This window comes from Roseicella sp. DB1501 (assembly GCF_013112485.1).
In the GTDB taxonomy this organism is placed as follows: domain Bacteria; phylum Pseudomonadota; class Alphaproteobacteria; order Acetobacterales; family Acetobacteraceae; genus Paracraurococcus.
The window spans coordinates 47,880-68,190 of record NZ_JABFHG010000011.1 but is presented as its reverse complement, the minus strand read 5'-3'; the positions used below and the strand labels follow the sequence as shown (position 1 = coordinate 68,190).

Genomic DNA, 20,311 nt, shown 5'->3' with positions numbered 1-20,311 from the left:
CGCCCTCTATTCCGCCGCGGCGGCGGGCGCCTTCTCGCCGGCCAGGGCGAAGCCGCGATAGCCCTCGGCGGCGATGGCGTCGCAGGTCTCGCGATAGGTGCCGACGCCGCCGATATAGGGCATGAAGACCCGCGGCTTGCCCGGGATGTTCGCGCCCATGTACCAGGAGGCGGCGGAGGGATAGAGCGTCTTCTCCGCCACCTCCATGCCGTGCCGCACCCATTCCTCCTGCGCCTGCTCGGTCGCCTCGACGCGGGTGAGGTTGCGGGCCTGCATATGGCCGAGCAGGCCGGTGATCCACTCCACATGCTGCTCGACGGAGACGATCATGTTGCTGAGCACCGAGGGGCTGCCCGGCCCGGTGATCATGAACATGTTGGGGAAGCCCGCGACCATCAGGCCGAGATAGCTGCGCGGCCCGTGCTCCCATTCCGCCGAGAGGCGGCGGCCGCCGCGTCCCTCGAAATCGACCTTCAGCAGCGCCCCGGTCATGGCGTCGAAGCCGGTGGCGAAGACGATGACGTCGAACTCGCGCGTGCGGTCGCTGGTGCGGATGCCGGTCTCGGTGATGGTCTCGATCGGCGTCTTGCGCAGGTTGACCAGGGCGACGTTCGGCCGGTTGTAGGTCTCGTAGTAATCGGTATCGACGCAGATGCGCTTGGTGCCGATCGGGTGATCCTTCGGCGCCAGCGCCTCGGCGGTCTCCGGATCCTTGACGATCGAGCGGATCTTGCTGCGGACGAACTCCGCCGCCGTGTCGTTGGACGCCTTGTTGAGGATCAGGTCGTGATAGGCGCCCATGAAGGCGGTGCCGCCATTGGCCCAGCGCCGCTCGTATTCCGCGGTGCGCGTCGCCTCATCCACCTCGATCGCCGATTGCGGGTTGATGTCGTAGAGGATGCCGGTGCGCATCATGCGCGCCTGCCGCCGCTTCGCCGCGTAGTCGGATTTCCACCAGCTCTCGTATTCTGCATCCATCGGCGCGTTGCGCGAGGGGATGGAGAAGTTCGGCGTCCGCTGGAAGACCGTGACCTGCGCCGCCTCGGCGGCGATCACCGGGATCGCCTGGATGGCCGAGGAGCCGGTGCCGATCACCGCCACCCGCTTGCCGCTGAAATCCACCTTGTGATGCGGCCAGTAGCCGGTGTGGTAGGTCTCGCCGCCGAAGCTGGCGATGCCCGGGATGTCCGGCAGCCGCGCCGCCGAGAGGCAGCCCGTCGCCATGATGCAGAAGCGGGCCGAGACCACCTCGCCCCCCTCGGTGGTGACGGTCCAGCGATCCGCGGCCTCGTCGTAGCGGGCGCTGGCGACGCGGGTCTCGAAATGGATGTCGCGGCGCAGGTCGTAGCGGTCGGCCACGTGGTTGGCGTAGCGCAGGATCTCCGGCTGGGCGGCGAAGCGCTCGCTCCACTGCCATTCCTGCTGCAACGCCTCGTCGAAGGAGAAGGAGTACTGCATGCTCTCGACGTCGCAGCGGGCGCCGGGATAGCGGTTCCAGTACCAGGTGCCGCCGACGCCGTCCGCGGCCTCGAGGATGCGGGCCGAGAGGCCGAGGCCGCGCAACCGGTGCAGCATGTACATGCCGCCGAAGCCGGCACCGACGATGACGGCATCCAGGCGGGTGGGCAGGGGCTTCCTGGGCGGGCTGGTCTCGGCCATTCCTCTCTCCGGGCAATAGATCTGTGTTTCTGATCTCTGGCGGATCATAGATCGCAAGCTAACTATATCGGGGCATGAAGCGGCCCCGCCTGTCAACTCATCTTGCGGCCGGCGATCGGTGGCCGGCCGCAAGATTCCAATCTTTTCAATGGGTTGAGGGTTTCGTCACCGCTTTACCAGCGGGCATTCGCTCTGCGCCAGGGGGCGGAAGGCCTCCTCGCCCGGGATGCGGGTGAGGATGCGGTAGTAGTCCCAGGGGTTCTTGCTCTCGCCCGGCGCCTTGGCCTGGACCAGCAGCATGTCGTGCAGCACCCGGCCATCCTCGCGGATGCGGACATTGTCGTTGTTCATGTCCTGCACCGGCATCCGCCGCATCATGGCGGCGACGGCCTCGCCCTCATCCGTGCCGGCCGCCTCCACCGCCCGCAGGTAGTGGCGCACCGCCGAATAGGTCCCGGCCTGCACCATGGTGGCGGCGCGGCCGCCATGCGCGGCGGCGAAGCGCTTGTGCCAGTCCCGCGTCCGCTCGTCGCGGTCCCAGTAATAGCTGGTCGTCGCCACCAGCCCCTGGGTCACCGGCAGGCCGAGGGCATGGATGTTGCTGATGAAGACCAGCATCCCGGCCATGCGCTGGCCGCCCTTCACCAGGCCGAACTCGGCCGCCTGCTTCAGCGCGTTGTCGAAATCCGTGCCGGCATTGGCGAAGCCGACCACCTTGGCGCGCGAGCCCTGGGCCTGCAGCAGGAAGGAGGAGAAGTCGGCGGTGTTCAGCGGGTGCCGCACCGAGCCGAGCACCTTGCCGCCGGCGTCGCGGACGAAGGCGCTGGTGTCGCGCTCCAGCGCATGGCCGAAGGTGTAGTCGGCGGTGATGAAGAACCAAGTGTTGCCGCCCTGCTGGGTCAGCGCCCGGCCGGTGCCGTAGGCCAGGGCGTAGGTGTCGTAGGTGAAGTGGAAGCCGGTCGGGCTGCAGAACTTGCCCGTCAGGTCGGAGGTGGCCGGGCCGCTCGCCAGGAAGACCTTCTTCTTCTCCTTCGTCACCTCCTGGATGGCCAGGGAGGAGGAGCTGGCCGAGCCGTCGGCGATCACGTCCACCCGCTCGCTGTCGATCCAGCGCCGGGCGGTGGCGGAGGCGATGTCGGCGCGGTTCTGGCTGTCGGCGAAGACGATCTCGATCGGCCGGCCGAGCACCTTGTTGCCGAACTCGGCCGCCGCCAGCCGCGCCGCGGCGACGGAGCCCTGGCCGCCGATATCGGCATAGACGCTGCTCTGGTCGTTCAGCACGCCGATGCGCACCACCTCGTCCGAGAGATGCGCCGGCGGCTGCGCCTGGGCCTGGGCCGGGCGGGGCGTGGCCCAGGGGAGTACCAGGGGCAGGGCGATGAGGCTGGCGCAGAGCAGCGCCTTCCGACGGTGGAGCATGAGGTCCCGGTCCTCCTTGGTTATGATGGGGGCGTGATTGGGCTGGCCCCGGGGCGCGGAGCCCGCGGGGGTGGCAGCCGTTGCGGCGGCGAGAGTGACGGATTCCGGGCGCCTGGAACATCCCGCGCCGCATCACCCTCCAGCCAGCGGCTTGACCCCCGACGCACCCTGTCTAGGCTGCCCGTGTCGCGAGAATGGTGTCGCAAGAAGATCGCGCCGCAGCGCGGGGCCTGGGAGGGACGATTGCAGCAGCAAGGCATGACCGGACGGGATTCTGGCGGTTCGGCACCCGAGCCGCTGCGCGACGCGGCGGTGTTGCGGCGGCTGCTCTCGCCGCGCAGCGTCGCGGTGATCGGCGTGACGGCCGAGCCGACGCGCTTCGGCGGCCGCACCGTCACCAACCTCGCCAATTTCGCCGGGCCGGTCTGGGGCGTGAACCCGAAATATGCCGGCCGCGAGCTGCATGGCCGCCCCTGCTTCGCCAGCCTCGACGACATCCCAGAGGCGCCGGACTGCGTGCTGATCGCCCTGCCGCGCGAGCAGCTCATGGGCGCGGTCGAGGCCTGCATCCGCCGCGGCGCTGGCGGCGTCATCGCCTATGCCTCGGGCTATGGCGAGACCGGCCTGCCGGACCGCGTCGCCGAGGAGGCGGCGCTGCGCGCCCGCTGCCGTGAGGCCGGCCTGCCACTCGTCGGCGTCAACTGCCTCGGCATCGTCGACCATGTGCTGAAGGCCGGCGTCACCTTCATGCCGGAATATGCCCGCCTCACCGCGCCGGCGGGCGGCGTCGCCATCACCAGCCAGTCCGGCGCGCTCGGCTACGCGCTGATGCAGGCGGCCGAGCGCGGCTTCTCGGTCTGCCACATGACGACGGCGGGCAACGCCACCGATCTCGATGTCTGCGACCTCGCCGCCTATCAGCTCTCCATGCCGGAATGCCGCGCCGTGGCGCTGGCGGTGGAGGGCCTGCGCGACGGGCGGCGGCTGCAATTGCTGGGCGATGCGGCGCGGCGCGCGGGCAAGCCGATCGTCGCGCTGAAGCTCGGCCGCGGCGAGGCCGGGGCGGCGGCGGCGGTCTCGCATACCGGCTCGCTGGCCGGCAGCGCCGCCGCCTGGTCGGCCGCCTTCCGCCGCGCCGGCATGGTGGAGGTGGAGGATTTCGACGCGCTGCTCGAGACCGCCGGCCTCTTCGCCAAGGCCGGCCAGCCGAAGGCGCCGGGCGTCGCCATCGTCACCGCCTCGGGCGGCGCCGGCATCATGGCCGCCGACCATGCGGAGGCGCTGGGCCTCGCCATGCCGCAGCCCGGCGCCGCGGCCAAGGCGGTGCTGGAAGCGGCGATCCCGGACTTCGGCGCGCCGCGCAACCCCTGCGACCTGACGGCGCAGGCGGCGGGCGACCCGACCAGCTTCGGCAAATGCGTGCTGGCCATGGCCGCCGACCCGCAATACGGCGTCATCGTCTATCCGCAGGTCTACTCCCACTACCAGACCACGCCCTCGCGCATCGCGGAGATCGCCAGCCTGACGGAGCAGTGCGGCAAGCCGATCATCGTCGCCTGGATCCCGGAGCAGCTCGAAGGCCCGGGCGCCGTGGCGGCGGATGCCTCGCCGGTGGTGCCGCTATTTCGCTCCATGCGCCGGCTGATGAATGCCGTGCGGCTCTGGCAGGAGCATTACGCGACGCCGCCCGCGGGCGAGCCCGAGGCGCCCGCCGGCTTGGCCGAGGCGTTGGCGGCGCTGCCGGGGAAGGGCGCGGTGCTGACCGAGGCCGAGGCCAAGACGCTCTTTGCCCGCGTCGGCGTGCCGGTCGTGGAGGAGCGCCGCGCCGCGAGCGCCGAGGCGGCGGCCGAGGCGGCGGCCGCGCTCGGCTTCCCGGTGGTGCTGAAGCTCGACAGCCCGGACATCGCGCACAAGACTGAGGTCGGCGGCGTGCGGCTTCGCCTCGGCGATGCCGCGGCGGTGCGCGCGGCCTTCGCGGAGATCATGGACTCCGCCCGGCGACACGCGCCCTCGGCGCGGCTGGACGGGGTGCTGGTGCAGCGCATGTCGCGCGGCGGCGTCGAGCTGATCCTCGGCGGGCGGCGCGACGGGCAGTTCGGTCCGCTGGTGCTGGTCGGCACCGGCGGGGTGCAGGCCGAGCTGTGGAAGGACGTGGCGCTCGACATCGCGCCGGTGAGCCCGGCCCGGGCCGAGGCGATGCTGCGCAGCCTGAAGGGCTTCCCGCTGCTCGACGGCTTCCGCGGCGCGCCGAAGGCCGATATCGCGGCGGCGGCGCGCGCGGTCTCGGCCTTCTCGGTGCTGCTCGCCGCGGCCGGGGAGCGGATCGAGGAAGCCGAGGTGAACCCGCTGATCGCCGGCGACTGGGGATGCCTCGCCGTGGACGGGCTGGTCCGCGCCGGCGGCTGAAGACGGAGGACGGGGCTCGATGAAGATCTACGAGGGCGGCCGCGGCCTCGGCGGGGCGCAGGTGACGGTGGACGGCGCGCCGCTCGATCCGCGCTTCGAGGTGAAGACCTTCTCGCCCATGGGCTTCGAATGGACCTATGAGGGCGACGGGCCGCGGCAGCTCGCCCTCGCCCTGCTCTGCGACCATCTCGGCGATCCGGCGCGCGCCCTGGCCCTGACCGAGGATTTCATGCGTCGCGTGGTCGCCGAGCTGGACAATGCCTGGATGCTGACGAGCGAGGAGATCGCGGCGGCCTTGCCGGCCGGCTGAGGGCTGTCATCGCCTGCCCCCCCGTGGCCGTCCCGATGCCACGGCGCTACACGGTCGAGGGGCCCGCGCATCCGCCTGCGCGGGGCCGTCGCGGCGAGGCAGCGGGAGTAGGGGCCATTGAGCATGTCTTCGGCGTTTGCACGCATCGTCGCGGTGGTCGGCGGCGCGGCCCTGACGGCCCGGCGGCTCACGCAAGGCGCGCCTGATCCCGCCTGGGGCGATGCGCCGGCGATCCCGCAGCCGCGACCGCAGGGCAGCCTGCCGACGCTGAAGATGCCCTCGGCTCGGGGCTGGCCGGCCGGCAAGGTGCCGGAAGCCGCGCCCGGGCTGCGGGTCAACGCCTTCGCCGCCGATCTCGACCATCCCCGCTGGCTGCAGGTGCTGCCCAATGGCGATGTGCTGGTGGCCGAGGCCACCAGCGTCACGCGGTCGCCTCGCTCGCTCTTCGACTACGCCATGGTCAGCACGATGCAGCGTGCCGGCGCCATGGGCGTCAGCGCCAACCGCATCACGCTGCTGCGGGACGAGGATGGCGACGGCGTCGCCGAGACCCGGCACGCCTTCCTTGAGGATCTCAACCAGCCCTTCGGCATGGCGCTGATCGGCGACACCTTCTATGTCGGGAACACCGACGGCCTGGTCGCCTTCCCCTATGAGCCGGGCGCGACGCGGCTCGCCGGCCCGGGGCGGGTGCTCGCCCGCTTCAAGCCCGGGGGGCACTGGACGCGCAGCCTGCTGCCGAGCCCGGACGGGCGGACGCTCTATATCGGCGTCGGCTCGCTCACCAACATCGCCGATGAGGGCATGGCGGTGGAGGAGGGCCGCGCGGCCATCCACGCCTACGACCTGGAGAGCGGCAGGCTGCGCCCCTTCGCCACGGGCCTGCGCAACCCCGTCGGCATGGCCTGGGAGCCGACGACCGGCGCGCTCTGGACCGTCGTCAACGAGCGCGACGGGCTCGGCGACGAGACGCCGCCGGACTACCTGACCTCGGTCCGCGAGGGCGGCTTCTATGGCTGGCCCTATTGCTACTGGGGGCGGACGGTCGATGACCGGGTGCCGCAGGACCCGGCCCTGGTGGCGAAGGCCATCACGCCGGACTACGCGCTGGGCGGCCATACGGCCTCCCTAGGCCTCTGCTGGCTGCCCGCGGGCACGCTGCCCGGCTTCCCCGAGGGCATGGCGATCGGCCAGCACGGCTCCTGGAACCGCAGCACGCTGAGCGGCTACAAGCTGGTCTTCGTGCCCTTCGCCGATGGCCGCCCGGCCGGGCCCGCGCGGGACATCCTCTCGGGCTTCCTCGCGCCCGACGAGCGCGAATCCTACGGCCGCCCGGTGGGCGTGACCCTCGGCCCGGATGGCAGCGTGCTGATGGCCGATGACGTGGGCAATGTCGTCTGGCGCGTGACCGCCGGGTAACAAACCGGCGCCGCGCCCGGATGGGGACGCTGCCGCGGCGCGAAAAGCAAACGGGCCACGCAGGGCGTTCCGTCGGGAGCCATCGCCCCCAACTGGAAACCGCCCGCGCGGCCCGCTACCTGACCTCCCCAAACTCGGCTTTTTCTGATGCGGTGATATATCTCCCGCGGGACCTAGGGTGTCCCATGGTCGTTCGTCTGTCAATGCATGGAGGGCGCGTGACGCCAGATTTCCCGCATAGGCTGTGCCATGCCTGACACCACACCCCTGCCGCGCCGCGGCCGGCCGCCGGAGGCGGATGCCACGTTGACCGAGCAGGCCTATCGCGCGATCGAGGAAGCGATCGTCACCCTGCAGGTGCCGCCGGGCGAGGTGGTGAGCGAGGCCCAGATCGCCGGCCGGGTCGGCTTCGGCCGCACCCCGGTGCGCGAGGCCTTGCAGCGCTTGGCGCGGGAGCGGCTGGTGCATATCCTGCCGCGCCGCGGCATCGTCGTGGCCGCGGTGGATGTGGCGGAGCAGCTCCGGCTGCTGGAGGTGCGGCGCGAGATCGAGCGGCTGACCGCCCGCGCCGCGGCGCAGCGGGCCGATGCGGCGCAGCGGGCGCAGTTCCTGGCGATCGCCGGGGAGATGGAGCAGGCCGCGGCGGCGGCGGACGAGACCGGCTTCCTGCGGCTGGACCGGCAGTTGAACCTGCTGGTGCTGGATGCGGCGCGCAACGAATTCGCCGCCGCCGCCATGGCCCTGCTGCACGGCCTGTCTCGCCGCTTCTGGTTCATGCATTCGCGGCGCGCCTCGGGCTTCGGGGAATCCGCGGTGGTACATGCCGCCCTGGCGCGGGCCATCGCCGCGGGCGATGCGGCGGCGGCGGCGGCGGCCTCCGACGCGCTGATCGATTTCATCGAGGCCTTCACCCGCGGGGCCCTCGCCGCTTCGGAGTGACGCCGCGCGCCAGGCCGGGCGGGGCCGCCTTGACCCCCGGCGATGCAGTCTGATATATCAGACTGACATCCTGCCCTGGGGAAGAATGCGATGGACGGCACCACGGCACAGGCGACCGCCGCCCTGAAGCGGGAGCGTCTCTCGCGGCGGCAGCAGGCGTTCCGGGCCGATTTCCGCGAGCGGATCGGGCGGCTTTATCACGGCTGGGCGCATGTCGCGCTGATCTACGCCATCGGCGGTGCCGCGATCTGGTACTGCGCGCGGCAGATCGTGGCGCCGGCCTGGTACGAATGGCTGGTCGTGCCGGTCGCCTTCGTCGCCGCCAATGTCTTCGAATGGTGGATCCACAAATACGTCATGCATCGCCCCTGCAAGGGCTTCATGGGGATCTACAAGCGCCACACCCTGGCGCATCATCAGTTCTTCACCGAGCACGAATACACCATCGACAATGCGCGGGACTTCCGCATCGTCTTCTTCCCGCCCTATGCCCTCATCACCTTCCTGGCGATGTCGCTGCTGCCGGCCCTGCTGCTGCAGGCGCTCGGCTTCCCCGATGCCGGCTGGCTGCTGCTGATCACCAACACCGCGCTCTACCTGAATTACGAGTTCTTCCACTTCTGCTGCCATGTGAAGGATGACCGGATCGTCAGGCACATTCCCTTCATCAACACCATCCGCCGCCACCATGCCGCGCACCACAACACGGCTATCATGATGGAGCGGAATTTCAACCTGACCTATCCGATCGCCGACTGGCTCTTCGGCACCAGCGATCTCCGGCGCGGGCTGCTCGGCCATCTGCTCAACGGCTATGACGCGCGCTTCGTCCGTGGCGACCTCAAGCGGGTGCGGCACACGCTCGACGACCCGCGGGCCGGCATGCCGCGCCCGGGCCTGATGCCGGCGGAGTGACGGCGATGGCCGCGAAGCTCGCGCCGCTCGACGGCGGCGCCATCAAGACGTCCCGCGCCTCGCTCATCGGCGGCATCGCGGTGGCGATCGGCGTCTTCATCCTCTGGCTCGCCCTCACGGGCGATCTCGGCCTGCGCGGCTTTGGCACCGCCATCCTCGGCGGCGTGGTGAGCGGCCTTATCGGCCTTTGGATCTGGCGCGCTGACCTTTAGGCGGCGCACCGTTCCCTCCGGCAGCATCTTCGGCAAGAACGAGTCCTGACGCATGGCCGGGATTTGCCCGCGGCGTATGTGAAGGTTAATGCTGCTGCATGCGATGCCGCGATTCGCAGCCAGCAACGTGCTGCACTGCAAAATGTCGGGCGCGGCAGAGAGGGACTACAGGCACGGCTATTTCAGGACAGCCTGTCCGACCGTCCGAATGTCCTGCCGGCGGGAGGTCGCCGCGGTGAGGGCGGCAAGGTCACAGCTGCGATCCTTCTTGACGCTATCACGTCATTTCAATCCCATCTGGCGGTTCTCGCGCTTAAAGCGGGAGGGTGGGAAGCGGGGAGTCCGGAATTGAGCAAGGAGTCAGGACTGCATCCCCCCGGGGCCATGTCGCAGCAATCGACGGACGATGCCGGCCTGCTGGGAGCCCTGCCGGAAGGCTGGGTCATGCTCGGGCGCTGCCGCGCCGGCATGGCGAAATCCTCCTTTCCCACCGGCTGCTGGGCCCTGGCGCATCCGACCTCGGGGATCGCGCTGCTGGACGTCTCGCCGAATGTCACGCCGAGCGCCGAGGCGCGGCTGCGCCAGGCCCTCGGCGCCGCCTATTTCTGGCCGGCCTTTCCTGGCTACCTACCGGTCTGGCACGGTCGCGTCGAAGCCGCCGCCTGGCGCAGCCTCCCTGGCATCATGGCGCAGGGCTTCGCCGAGCTGCCGCCGCTGACGGTGCCGGGCAAGGGCGCCTGGATCGCCGCGGCCCGCGCCGCGCTGGCGGACGATCCGGCCTGGGTGGTGCCGGGCGCGGCGCCGCGCGGCCGGCGGCCGAAGGCGATGATCGAGCCGCCCTACGACCTTGACGATCCGCCGCCGGCGCGATCCGCCGCCTGGCGCGGCCGGCTCGGCATGGGCCTGGCGCTGCTCGGCACCTTCACCATCGGCGTGGTGAGCGGCGTGATCCTGCTCTCGGGCGCCGAGCCGGATCCGGCGCCGCAGGTCGCCACGCTGACGACGAGCCCGGCGCCGTCCGAGCCACCGCGGACGGTATCCGTCGCGGCCGCACCGGCCGGCATCGGTGCGGCGCCGGCCGAGCGACGCGCGTCGGACCCGCCCGCGCGGCCTGCCCAGACATCCGCCGCCGAGGCGGTCGCCGCCCTCGCGGCCGAGTTGGAGGCGACGCTCGCCGCGGCGCGAGCCTCGGCCGCCGCTCCCTTGGCCGGCCCCTCCATCGGTACCGAGCCGCCGCGGGCGGCGCCGCTCGCCGAGGCGCCGCCTTCCCCACCCGTGGTGGCGAAGCCGGCCGAGCCGCCGAAGGCGCCCGACAGCAACAATGCGGAGACGGGCGCCGACGCGCCCATCGCCGTCGCCCTGGCGGCATCGCCGATCCCCTTGCCGCCGCGGGCACCGGCCACCCCGCCCGCGCCGCGCCCGCGGGCGCAGAAGGTCAGCAACCGGCCGCCGGCGGCCGAGCGCATCGACCGCGCCTGCGCGGCGGCCGTGTTCCGCTTCCAGCAGGGCCTGCCCCTGACGCAGGCGGAATCCGGCTACCTGCGCAACGGCTGCGCGACGAAGCGGTAGGGTTGGTCCCGATCGGGCGGGGACACCCGATCGGGGAAGGGCACCGAAAGCGGCGGTGATCAGCGCAGGGCGGCGTTGATCCGCTCGAGCGCCACGGCGCCGGGCACCAGCGCCGCATCCTCCAGCGCGTTCAGCGGCCGGTCGACCGTGCCGAGGTTCGCATGCATGTCCTGCGGCTCGGGATCGACATAGAGCAGGCCGGTGACGATCTCGCCGGCCGCCTTGCGCTCATGCAGATGGTTCATGGCGGCGACGCGGTCGGTCGGGTCGTAATCCTCGTGCAGCTTGCGCAGCCGCAGGACGGAACCATCGTGCTGCGTCACCTCGCGGACCTCGCCCGGGGCGTAGTCGGTGGTGATGGGCGTGCGGCCGAGGATGACGTCGAGCTGGTTCATCGCCTCGTTGTGCTCGCGCACGAAGTCGTAGCTCTTGGTCGAGCCCTCATGGTTGTTGAAGGCGACGCAGGGGCTGATGCAGTCGATGAAGGCCGGGCCGGGATGCCGCAGCGCGCCCTTGATGAGCGGGACGAGCTGCGCCTTGTCGCCGGAGAAGCTGCGAGCGACATAGGTGGCGCCGAGCTGCAGCGCGATGCCGATCAGGTCGATCGCCTCGTCGGTGTTGACCGCGCCCTTCTTGGCCTTCGAGCCCTTGTCCGAGGTGGCCGAGAACTGCCCCTTGGTGAGGCCGTAGACGCCGTTGTTCTCGACGATATAGGTCATGTTCACGGCGCGGCGAATGCTGTGCGCGAACTGGCCGAAGCCGATGGAGGCGCTGTCGCCATCGCCCGAGACGCCGAGATAGAGCAGGTCGCGATTGGCGAGGTTCGCCCCGGTCAGCACGCTCGGCATGCGGCCATGCACCGAGTTGAAGCCGTGGCTGGCGCCGAGGAAGTAGTCCGGCGTCTTGGAGGAGCAGCCAATGCCGGACATCTTCGCCACCCGATGCGGCGCGATCGAGAGCTCCCAGCAGGCCTGGATGATGGCGGCGCTGATCGAATCATGGCCGCAGCCGGCGCAGAGGGTGCTGATCGCCCCCTCATAGTCGCGCCGGGTGAAGCCGAGCTCGTTCACCGGCAGCTTCGGATGGTGCAGCTTGGGCTTGGGAAGGAAGCTCATTCGGCGGCGGCTCCGGCAAAGGGCACGACCTTCAGCGTCGAGGCGCGATCGGCGATGGCGGCGCGGATGAAGCGCGCGGTGATCGGCGTGCCGTCGTAGTGGAGGATGGGAATCAGGCGGGCGGGATCGACATTCCCCTCCGTCATGATCAGCGTGCGGAGCTGCGCGTCGCGGTTCTGCTCGACGACGAAGACCCGCTCGTGGCGGGCGATGAAGTCCAGCACGTCGTCATGGAAGGGGAAGGCGCGGATGCGCAGGGCGTCGAGATGCACGCCATCTGCTTCCAGCGCCACGAGCGCCTCCTTCATCGCCGCCGAGGAACTGCCGAAATAGAGCACGCCGAGGCTGGTCGGCTCGGCGGCCCGGCGCTCCACCGGGTGCGGCACCAGCGACTTCGCGGTGTCGAATTTCTTCAGCAGCCGCTGCATGTTGTCGACATAGGCGCTGCCGACCTCGGTGTACTTGGCGAAGCGGTCGCGCGAGGTGCCGCGGGTGAAGAAGGCGCCCTTGCTCGGATGCGTGCCGGGATAGGTGCGGTAGGGGATGCCGTCGCCGTCGACGTCGAGGTAGCGGCCGAAGGTGCGGCCCTCCTCCAGCGCCCCTGCCGTCATCACCTTGCCGCGGTCGAGCCGCCGGCTGTCATCCCAGGCGAAGGGCTCGCAGAGCCAGTCATTCATGCCGATATCGAGGTCGAGCAGTACGAAGACCGGCGTCTGCAGCCGGTCCGCCAGGTCGAAGCTCGCGGCGCCGAACTCGAAGCATTCGCGCGGATCCTCGGGCAGCAGCACGACATGCTTGGTGTCGCCATGGCTGGCATAGGCGGCGGCCATCAGGTCGGATTGCTGGGTGCGGGTCGGCATGCCGGTGCTCGGGCCGGCGCGCTGGACGTCGAAGATGACGGCCGGGATCTCGGCGAAATAGGCGAGGCCGACGAATTCCTGCATCAGCGAGATGCCGGGGCCGGAGGTCGCGGTGAAGGAGCGCGCCCCGTTCCAGCCGGCGCCGATGACGATGCCGATGGAGGCCAGCTCGTCCTCCGCCTGCACGATGGCGTAGCGCTTGCGGCCGGTCTCCGGCTCGGTGCGCAGGCGCTTGCAGTGCCGCTCGAAGGCCTCGGCGAGGGAGGTGGAGGGGGTGATCGGATACCAGGCGCAGACCGTCGCCCCGCCATAGACCGCGCCGAGCGCCGCCGCGGCATTGCCCTCGACATAGATGCGGTCGCCCACCGCATCGGCCCGTTCGAGCTGCAGCCCGAGCGGGCAGGACAGGTGCTCGAGCGCCCAGTCGCGGCCCATGTGGAAGGCGTCGCGATTCGGCTTGGCCAGCTTCTCCTTGCCCTTGTACTGCTCGGCCAGGAGCTGCTCGATCACCACCGGCTCGATGCCGAGCAGGGCGGAGAGGGCGCCGACATACATGATGTTCTTCAGCAGCTGGCGCTGCCGGGCATCGGTGTAATTGGCGTTGCAGATCTGCGTCAGCGGCACGCCGATGACCTGGATGTCCTCGCGGAAGCGCGAGGCGGGCATCGGCCGCGTGCTGTCATAGAGCAGGATGCCGCCCGGATCGATCTCGGCGATGTCGCGGTCCCAGGTCTGCGGGTTCATCGCCACCATGAGGTCGACGCCGCCGCGGCGGCCGAGATGGCCCTCGCCGCTGACCCTGACCTCGAACCAGGTGGGCAGGCCCTGGATGTTGCTCGGGAAGATGTTGCGCGAAGCGATGGGGATGCCCATGCGCAGGATCGACTTGGCGAAGAGCTGGTTGGCGCTGGCCGAGCCGGAGCCGTTGACATTGGCGAATTTGACGACGAAGTCGTTGACCGCTTGACGGGGCATCGCTCGCTCACTCCGCCGCCTGGGCATGCACCGGCGGCACGGCCTGGGCGGATTTCAGCAGGAATTTCTGCATGTCCCAGGCGCCGGTCGGGCAGCGTTCGGCGCACATGCCGCAATGCAGGCAGACATCCTCGTCCTTGACCATGACGCGGCCGGTCTTCAGGCCGTCCGCGACATAGAGCGGCTGGTCCAGGTTCGGCGCCGGCGCCTTCAGCCGCTGCCGCAGCTCCTGCTCCTCGCCATCTGCGGTGAAGGTGATGCAGTCGGTCGGGCAGATATCGACGCAGGCGTCGCATTCGATGCAGAGGCTGGCGGAGAAGACCGTCTGCACGTCGCAGTTCAGGCAGCGCTGCGCCTCCTTGAAGGCGAGCGCCCGGTCGTAGCCGAGCTCGACCTCCAGCGCGATGTCGCGCAGCGCCACCTCCTCGGCCGCGTGCGGCACCTTGAAGCGGAGATCGAGCGAGACGTCGTTGTCATAGCTCCATTCGTGGATTCCCATCTTCTGGCTGACGAGCTGGGCATCCGGCGGCGGCCGGTTCCGCACATCCGCGCCGCGGCAGAAGAGATCGATGGAGATCGCCGCGGCATGGCCATGCGCGACGGCCCAGATGATGTTCTTCGGGCCGAAGGCGGCGTCGCCCCCAAAGAAAACCTGCGGCAGGGTCGACTGGTGCGTCGTCGCATCCAGCACCGGCAGGCCCCACTGGTCGAATTCCAGGCCGATATCGCGCTCGATCCAGGGGAAGGCGTTCTCCTGACCGATCGCCACCAGCACGTCGTCGGCCTCGATGGTGACGTCCGGCTCGCCGCTCGGCACCAGGCGCCGGCGGCCCTTGGCATCGTATTCCGCCTTGACCGTCTCGAAGACCATGCCGGTGAGGCGGCCCTCGGCGTGCAGCACCTGCTTCGGCACCAGGAAGTTGCGGATCGGGATGCCCTCGCGCATCGCATCCTCCTTCTCCCAGGGGCTCGCCTTCATCTCCTCGAAGCCGGAGCGGACGACGACCGAGACCTGCTCGCCGCCGAGGCGGCGGGCCGAGCGGCAGCAATCCATCGCCGTGTTGCCGCCGCCGAGCACGATGACCCGCCGGCCGATCTCCTTGATGTGGCCGAAGGAGACGGAGGAGAGCCAGTCGATGCCGATATGGATGTTGGCCGCCGCCTCGGCGCGGCCCGGCACGTCGAGGTCGCGGCCGCGCGGCGCGCCGGAGCCGACGAAGACCGCGTCATAGCCCTCGGCCAGCAGCGCCTTCAGGCTGCCCACCCGCTCGCCGTAATGCGTCACCACGCCGCCGCGGTCGGTGATGTAGCCGACCTCCTCGTCGATCACCTCGGCGGGGAGGCGGAAGCGCGGGATCTGGCTGCGGATGAAGCCGCCGCCCTGCGCCTCGCCGTCATAGACATGCACCTCGTAGCCGAGCGGCGCGAGGTCGCGGGCGACGGTCAGGCTGGCCGGGCCGGCGCCGATGCAGGCGATGCGCCTGCCGTTCCGCGCCGCCGGGATCGGCGTCAGCCGGCCGCGGATGTCGGATTTGTTGTCGGCCGCGACGCGCTTGAGGCGGCAGATGGCGACCGGCTCCTCCTCCACCCGGCCGCGGCGGCAGGCCGGCTCGCAGGGCCGGTCGCAGGTCCGCCCGAGGATGCCGGGGAAGACGTTGGAATGCCAGTTGACCATATAGGCGTCGCTGTACCGGCCCGCGGCGATGAGACGGATGTATTCCGGCACCGGGGTGTGAGCCGGGCAGGCCCACTGGCAGTCAACGACCTTGTGGAATGTGTCCGGGTCACGGATATCGGTCGGCTTCAAGCGGACGTTTCCCTCAGCACGGGGATCTTCGGGCTGCATCGCGGCCGTGACCTTGTGTCAGGCACCCTTGCCCGGCAGCGTCCGGGCATGGCTGGCCGCGAGACCCAGTTATTCCTCCCACGCCCTTCCAGGCGTCCCGCAGATTGCCCCACAACCGCAAGTCCCGCAACGACCCCGGAGGGCAGCGGGCGTTCTCGGCGATGGCGTCAGTCCGCCGGACAGCCCGGAAAGGCTGGTTGATGATCATGGGCCGGGGCAGGGAGGCCTGCGACCCATGCGGCAGACACGTCAGCGTGGGGATGCGGGCGACTCGCCGGCATCGCCGAGGCCGGCCTCGATCAGCGCGTGCAGCCGCAGCGCGCTCGCCAGCGGGTGCGAGGCCTCCGTCCGCGCGGTATCGATCTCGGTCACCAGCGCCGCCAGGCTGAGGCCCCGGCGCCGGGCGGCGCGTTCCAGCGCGGCCCAGAATTCCGGCTCCAGCGCCACCGAGGTGCGGTGGCCCGCCAGCTGGAAGCTGCGCTTGCGCAGATGGCCAGGCGGCCGCATCAATCGCCGAGCGAGGCGCCGGGGGCGATCATCGTCTCCGGCCGGACCCAGCGATCGAAATCCTCCGGCTTGACGAAGCCGAGCTGCGCCGCGGCGTCGCGCAGCGAGAGGTTCTCGGCCAGCGCCTTCTTGCCGATCCGCACCGCCTTGTCGTAGCCGATATGCGGGTTCAGCGCCGTCACCAGCATCAGCGACCGGCCGAGATTCTCGGCGATCCGCTCACGGTTGGGCTCGAGCTTGAGGACCATGTGCTCGGCGAAGCTTTCGGCCGCATCGGCCAGCAGCGTCGCCGATTGCAGCACCGCCTGGATGATTACCGGCTTGAAGACGTTGAGCTCGAGAAAGCTCTGGGCCCCGGCGAAGGTGACGGTCGTCGTGTTGCCCATCACCTGGGCGCAGACCATGGTCAGCGCCTCCGCCTGGGTCGGGTTGGTCTTGCCCGGCATGATGGAGGAGGAGAGGCCGTCCGCCGGCACGATCAGCTCGGCGAGGCCGGAGCGCGGCCCGCTGCCGAGCAGGCGGATATCGTTGCCAAGCTTGTTGAGCGAGACGGCGATGACGTTCATCATCCCCTGCAGCTCCACCAACGCATCATGCGCGCCCATGCCCTCGAACTTGTTCGGGTTGGGGCGGAAGGCGAGGCCGGTGCGCTCGGCTACGATCTCGCAGAAGACCTGGTCGAAATCGGGATGCCGGTTCAGCCCGGTGCCGACCGCGGTGCCGCCCTGCGGCAAGGCGAGGAGGCGCGGCAGCACGGCGCGCAGCCGCTCCTGGCCGAGCTCGACCTGCCGCGCCCAGGCGGCGAATTCCTGGCCGAGCGTGACCGGCACCGCGTCCATCATATGGGTGCGGCCGATCTTGATGATGTCGTCCCATTCCTGGGAGCGCCGCCAGAGCGCCGCATGCAGCCGCCCGAGCGCCGGCAGCAGCCGCCCCTCCACAGCCTCGGTGGCGGCGATGTGCATCATGGTCGGGAAATTGTCGTTCGAGGACTGGCCGCGATTGACGTGGTCGTTCGGATGCACCGGCTTGCGGGTGCCGAGGGGCTGACCGAGCAGCTCGTTGGCGCGGTTCGAGATCACCTCGTTGGCGTTCATGTTGGTCTGGGTGCCGCTGCCGGTCTGCCAGACGGGAAGGGGGAATTCGGCGTCGCGCCGCCCCTCGGCGATCTCCTCCGCCGCCTGCTTGATCGGCCCGGCCAGCTCGGCCGGCAGCTCGCCCAGGCGGGAATTGGCCTCGGCGCAGGCCCATTTGTGCAGGCCGACGGCGCGGATCAGCCCGGCCGGGAAGCGCTCGCCGCCGATGCGGAACAGGCGCCGCGCCCGCTCGGTCTGCGGGCCCCAGTAGCGCCCGGCGGGGATGTCGATGCTGCCGAGGCTGTCGGTCTCGGTGCGGGTTCCCTCGGCGGCATCCGCGGCGGTTGCGGGATGGGTCTCGTCGGCCATGGCCTGTCTCCCTGGGCGCCGCCCCGGGCGCGGGGGCGGGACATGCTGCTCCCCGAACGCGGAGCGGCGCCGGCGGTGCCCGTCGCTCCCCTGGGACGAGGGATCAGGGCGAGTAGGAGGAGACTTCGATCAGGTTGCCCTCGGGGTCGCGGCAATAGACCGAGCCCATCGGGCCGAGGGCGCCCTGGCGCGTCACCGGGCCGAGCTCGATCCGCACGCCGCAGGCATGGAACTGCCCGACGATGTCGGGGACCGTCACCGCCACGATGAAGCAGAGATCCTGGGTGCCGGGCTGGCAGGTCGCGGCGGCGATCCAATCCTCGGTGCTGGCGTCATGCGGCCGCAGATTGATCTTCTGGCCGCCGAATTTCAGCGCGACCCGCGGCGGGCTGCCGAAATCCTCGCGCTCCATGCCGAGAACGCGCTGATACCAGCTCGCCATCGTCTCGATATCGTGGCAGTTGATGACGAGGTGGTCGAGGCGGTCGACGGCAAAGCGCATGATGCTACGGCTCCTGAAATCGGCAATCGGTCCCTGATATCATCCTTCGTGCCGCTCCGCGCCCGGTGGGCGGGCCGGCGCGTGGGCAGGGTGCAGCAGGCGGGCCGTGACCTCGATCTCGATGCGCATGGCGTCCGTCTGCAGCCCGGCATGGATCAGGGTGGCGGCCGGCCGGGCGCGGCCGAGCCAGCGCTTCACCACCGGCCAGCAGGGCTCCCAATCCTCCCGCCGCGGCACGATGAAGAGCACGCGCACCACGTCGTCCAGCCCGGCGCCGGCCTCGGCCAGCGCCGCGGCGATGTTGCGGAAGGCCTGGTCGGCCTGCGCCGCCACGCCCTCCTCGATGGTCATGCGGGCATAGTCGTAGCCGGTGGTGCCGGAGACCCAGACATGCTCGCCATCGACGACGGCGCGGCTGTAGCCGATCTCCTCCTCGAAGCGGGAGCCGGAGGAGATGTGGCGGCGGGTGGTCATGGCGGAACTCCCCCTCGGGCCAGCCCTATTCCAGCCCCTCGTAGAAGTCGTTCCCCTTGTCGTCCATGACGATGAAGGCGGGGAAGTCGACCACCTCGATGCGCCAGATCGCCTCCATGCCGAGCTCGGGATATTCCAGCACCTCGACCTTCTTGATGCAGTCCTGCGCCAGCCGCGCCGCCGGGCCGCCGATGGAGCCGAGATAGAAGCCGCCATAACGCTTGCAGGCGTTCAGCACCGCCTTGCTGCGGTTGCCCTTGGCCAGCATCACCAGGCTGCCGCCGGCCTTCTGGAAGGCCTCGACATAGCTGTCCATGCGCCCCGCGGTGGTCGGGCCGAAGCTGCCGGTCGGCATGCCCGCCGGCGTCTTGGCCGGGCCGGCATAGTAGACCGGGTGGTTCTTGATGTGGTCGGGCAGGCCCTGGCCGGCATCCAGCCGCTCCTGCAGCTTGGCATGCGCGATGTCGCGCGCCACCACCATGGTGCCGGTGAGCGAGATGCGGGTCTTCACCGGGTGCTTCGAGAGTTCGGCGCGGATCTCGTCCATCGGGCGGTTGAGGTCGATCTTCACCACCTCGCCGCCCAGGATCTCGTCCGTCTGCTCCGGCAGGTACTGCGCCGGGTCATGCTCGAGCTGCTCGAGGAAGACGCCCTCGGGCGTGATCTTCGCCTTGATCTGCCGGTCGGCCGAGCAGGAGACGCCGATGCCGATGGGCAGCGACGCGCCGTGCCGCGGCAGGCGGATGACGCGGACGTCGTGGCAGAAATACTTGCCGCCGAACTGCGCGCCGATGCCGAGGTTCTGCGTCAGCTTGTGCACCTCCGCCTCCAGCTCCGGGTCGCGGATGGCGTGGCCTGATGCGTCGCCCTCGGTCGGCAGCCCGTCGAGATAGCGGGTGGAGGCGAGCTTCACCGCCTTCAGCGTGGTCTCCGCCGTGGTGCCGCCGATGACGATCGCCAGGTGGTAGGGCGGGCAGGCGCTGGTGCCGAGGGTCTTGATCTTCTCCTCGATGAAGCCGAGCAGCTTCGGCTTGTTCAGCACCGCGCGGGTCTGCTGGTAGAGGAAGGTCTTGTTGGCCGAGCCGCCGCCCTTCAGCACGAACATCAGGTGGAACTCGTCGGCATGGTGCTCGCCGGGCGAGGCGAGGATGGTGAAGTCGACCGGCAGGTTGTTGCCGGTGTTCACCTCCTCGAACATCGAGAGCGGCGCCATCTGCGAATAGCGCAGGTTGGTCTCGGTATAGGTGCGGGCGACGCCGTAGGAGAGGGCCTCCTCCTCGTCGCCCTCGACCCAGACGCGCTGGCCCTTCTTGCCGAAGACGATGGCCGTGCCGGTGTCCTGGCACATCGGCAGGGTGCCGCCGGCGGCGATGGCGGCGTTCTTCAGCAGGTCGAGCGCGACGAAGCGGTCGTTCGCGCTCGCCTCCGGGTCCTTCAGGATGTTCGCCAGGCTCTGCAGATGGCCGGGCCGCAGCAGGTGGGAGACGTCATGGCAGGCCTGGAAGGCGAGCTGCTCCAGCGCCGCGGGCGTCACCTTCAGCACCCGCTTCCCCTCGACCTCGATGGTCGAGACGCCCTCGATCGGCAGCCTGCGATAGGGGGTGGCGTCGGCGGCCAGCGGGAACATCGGGCTGTAGCGGAAGCCGGAGGGGCGGGTCGGCTGGGTCACCGGGCCGGCATCGACATCCTGCGCCGGGCCGCGCAGATCGTCCTTCGTGGGCGTTTCCACGGCGGCATCC

General features: G+C 70.3%; 17 protein-coding genes. 7 read left to right on the top strand and 10 right to left on the bottom strand.

Annotation, left to right across the window (positions count from 1 at the left end):
* Positions 1–6 precede the first annotated feature (6 nt).
* Entirely contained in the window at positions 7–1,659 is a 1,653-nt protein-coding gene (locus HJG45_RS20330; protein WP_171614454.1) for an NAD(P)/FAD-dependent oxidoreductase, read from the bottom strand.
* 165 nt (positions 1,660–1,824) lie between these two features.
* Positions 1,825–3,078, bottom strand: a complete 1,254-nt coding sequence (locus tag HJG45_RS20325; protein WP_171614452.1) for an ABC transporter substrate-binding protein — start codon at positions 3,076–3,078, stop codon at positions 1,825–1,827.
* A gap of 258 nt (positions 3,079–3,336) precedes the next feature.
* Between HJG45_RS20325 and HJG45_RS20320 the strand changes: the two genes are divergently transcribed.
* The 7 genes from HJG45_RS20320 (at position 3,337) to HJG45_RS20290 (ending at position 10,848) form a co-directional block, all read left to right on the top strand.
* The gene (locus tag HJG45_RS20320; protein WP_171614450.1) at positions 3,337–5,484 is read left to right on the top strand and encodes an acetate--CoA ligase family protein; all 2,148 of its coding nucleotides are present in this window, start codon (positions 3,337–3,339) and stop codon (positions 5,482–5,484) included.
* Between the two features lie 19 nt (positions 5,485–5,503).
* A complete protein-coding gene (locus HJG45_RS20315) occupies positions 5,504–5,794 on the top strand; it encodes a DUF6166 domain-containing protein (protein WP_171614448.1) in 291 nt (96 codons plus the stop codon).
* Positions 5,795–5,917: 123 nt separating this feature from the next.
* Complete coding sequence (locus HJG45_RS20310; protein ID WP_217362988.1) at positions 5,918–7,213, top strand: sorbosone dehydrogenase family protein; 1,296 nt, start codon at positions 5,918–5,920, stop codon at positions 7,211–7,213.
* 249 nt (positions 7,214–7,462) lie between these two features.
* Positions 7,463–8,152, top strand: a complete 690-nt coding sequence (locus tag HJG45_RS20305) for a GntR family transcriptional regulator (RefSeq protein ID WP_171614444.1) — start codon at positions 7,463–7,465, stop codon at positions 8,150–8,152.
* A gap of 90 nt (positions 8,153–8,242) precedes the next feature.
* Entirely contained in the window at positions 8,243–9,067 is an 825-nt protein-coding gene (locus HJG45_RS20300) for a sterol desaturase family protein (RefSeq protein ID WP_217362987.1), read from the top strand.
* 5 nt (positions 9,068–9,072) lie between these two features.
* A complete protein-coding gene (locus tag HJG45_RS20295) occupies positions 9,073–9,279 on the top strand; it encodes a hypothetical protein (RefSeq protein WP_171614442.1) in 207 nt (68 codons plus the stop codon).
* Positions 9,280–9,663: 384 nt separating this feature from the next.
* Positions 9,664–10,848 (top strand): hypothetical protein, encoded by a 1,185-nt coding sequence (locus tag HJG45_RS20290; RefSeq protein WP_171614440.1) that lies wholly within the window; start codon positions 9,664–9,666, stop codon positions 10,846–10,848.
* A 59-nt stretch (positions 10,849–10,907) separates the two neighbouring features.
* On the opposite strand, the gene HJG45_RS20285 is transcribed toward HJG45_RS20290, so the two are convergent.
* The 8 genes from HJG45_RS20285 to HJG45_RS20250 all read right to left on the bottom strand — a co-directional run bounded on the left by HJG45_RS20285 (position 10,908) and on the right by HJG45_RS20250 (position 20,199).
* Positions 10,908–11,963, bottom strand: coding sequence for a 2-oxoacid:ferredoxin oxidoreductase subunit beta (locus tag HJG45_RS20285; RefSeq protein ID WP_171614438.1), 1,056 nt, complete (start codon positions 11,961–11,963; stop codon positions 10,908–10,910).
* Positions 11,960–13,798: a 2-oxoacid:acceptor oxidoreductase subunit alpha gene (locus HJG45_RS20280; protein WP_171614436.1), complete on the bottom strand. Its 1,839-nt coding sequence runs from the start codon at positions 13,796–13,798 to the stop codon at positions 11,960–11,962. The genes HJG45_RS20285 and HJG45_RS20280 overlap by 4 nt, the downstream gene beginning before the upstream one ends.
* Before the next feature lie 7 nt (positions 13,799–13,805).
* Positions 13,806–15,605, bottom strand: a complete 1,800-nt coding sequence (locus tag HJG45_RS20275; RefSeq protein WP_171614434.1) for an FAD-dependent oxidoreductase — start codon at positions 15,603–15,605, stop codon at positions 13,806–13,808.
* Between the two features lie 288 nt (positions 15,606–15,893).
* On the bottom strand, positions 15,894–16,151 hold the full coding sequence (locus HJG45_RS20270; protein ID WP_171614433.1) for a ribbon-helix-helix domain-containing protein: 258 nt from the start codon (positions 16,149–16,151) through the stop codon (positions 15,894–15,896).
* A complete protein-coding gene (locus HJG45_RS20265) occupies positions 16,151–17,596 on the bottom strand; it encodes a lyase family protein (RefSeq protein WP_171614431.1) in 1,446 nt (481 codons plus the stop codon). The genes HJG45_RS20270 and HJG45_RS20265 overlap by 1 nt, the downstream gene beginning before the upstream one ends.
* 103 nt (positions 17,597–17,699) lie before the next feature.
* The gene (locus HJG45_RS20260; RefSeq protein WP_171614429.1) at positions 17,700–18,098 is read right to left on the bottom strand and encodes a VOC family protein; all 399 of its coding nucleotides are present in this window, start codon (positions 18,096–18,098) and stop codon (positions 17,700–17,702) included.
* Between the two features lie 39 nt (positions 18,099–18,137).
* Positions 18,138–18,572, bottom strand: a complete 435-nt coding sequence (locus tag HJG45_RS20255; RefSeq protein ID WP_171614427.1) for a RidA family protein — start codon at positions 18,570–18,572, stop codon at positions 18,138–18,140.
* 25 nt (positions 18,573–18,597) lie between these two features.
* A complete protein-coding gene (locus HJG45_RS20250; protein ID WP_171614719.1) occupies positions 18,598–20,199 on the bottom strand; it encodes a fumarate hydratase in 1,602 nt (533 codons plus the stop codon).
* Positions 20,200–20,311 lie beyond the last annotated feature (112 nt).

Excerpts from the sequence above, each read along its gene's own strand:
- HJG45_RS20330 (WP_171614454.1), bottom strand. The coding sequence starts at position 1,659 with ATGGCCGAGACCAGCCCGCCCAGGAAGCCCCTGCCCACCCGCCTGGAT.
- HJG45_RS20325 (WP_171614452.1), bottom strand. The coding sequence starts at position 3,078 with ATGCTCCACCGTCGGAAGGCGCTGCTCTGCGCCAGCCTCATCGCCCTG.
- HJG45_RS20320 (WP_171614450.1), top strand. The coding sequence starts at position 3,337 with ATGACCGGACGGGATTCTGGCGGTTCGGCACCCGAGCCGCTGCGCGAC.
- HJG45_RS20315 (WP_171614448.1), top strand. The coding sequence starts at position 5,504 with ATGAAGATCTACGAGGGCGGCCGCGGCCTCGGCGGGGCGCAGGTGACG.
- HJG45_RS20310 (WP_217362988.1), top strand. The coding sequence starts at position 5,918 with ATGTCTTCGGCGTTTGCACGCATCGTCGCGGTGGTCGGCGGCGCGGCC.
- HJG45_RS20305 (WP_171614444.1), top strand. The coding sequence starts at position 7,463 with ATGCCTGACACCACACCCCTGCCGCGCCGCGGCCGGCCGCCGGAGGCG.
- HJG45_RS20300 (WP_217362987.1), top strand. The coding sequence starts at position 8,243 with ATGGACGGCACCACGGCACAGGCGACCGCCGCCCTGAAGCGGGAGCGT.
- HJG45_RS20295 (WP_171614442.1), top strand. The coding sequence starts at position 9,073 with ATGGCCGCGAAGCTCGCGCCGCTCGACGGCGGCGCCATCAAGACGTCC.
- HJG45_RS20290 (WP_171614440.1), top strand. The coding sequence starts at position 9,664 with ATGTCGCAGCAATCGACGGACGATGCCGGCCTGCTGGGAGCCCTGCCG.
- HJG45_RS20285 (WP_171614438.1), bottom strand. The coding sequence starts at position 11,963 with ATGAGCTTCCTTCCCAAGCCCAAGCTGCACCATCCGAAGCTGCCGGTG.
- HJG45_RS20280 (WP_171614436.1), bottom strand. The coding sequence starts at position 13,798 with ATGCCCCGTCAAGCGGTCAACGACTTCGTCGTCAAATTCGCCAATGTC.
- HJG45_RS20270 (WP_171614433.1), bottom strand. The coding sequence starts at position 16,151 with ATGCGGCCGCCTGGCCATCTGCGCAAGCGCAGCTTCCAGCTGGCGGGC.
- HJG45_RS20265 (WP_171614431.1), bottom strand. The coding sequence starts at position 17,596 with ATGGCCGACGAGACCCATCCCGCAACCGCCGCGGATGCCGCCGAGGGA.
- HJG45_RS20260 (WP_171614429.1), bottom strand. The coding sequence starts at position 18,098 with ATGCGCTTTGCCGTCGACCGCCTCGACCACCTCGTCATCAACTGCCAC.
- HJG45_RS20255 (WP_171614427.1), bottom strand. The coding sequence starts at position 18,572 with ATGACCACCCGCCGCCACATCTCCTCCGGCTCCCGCTTCGAGGAGGAG.
- HJG45_RS20250 (WP_171614719.1), bottom strand. The coding sequence starts at position 20,199 with ATGTTCCCGCTGGCCGCCGACGCCACCCCCTATCGCAGGCTGCCGATC.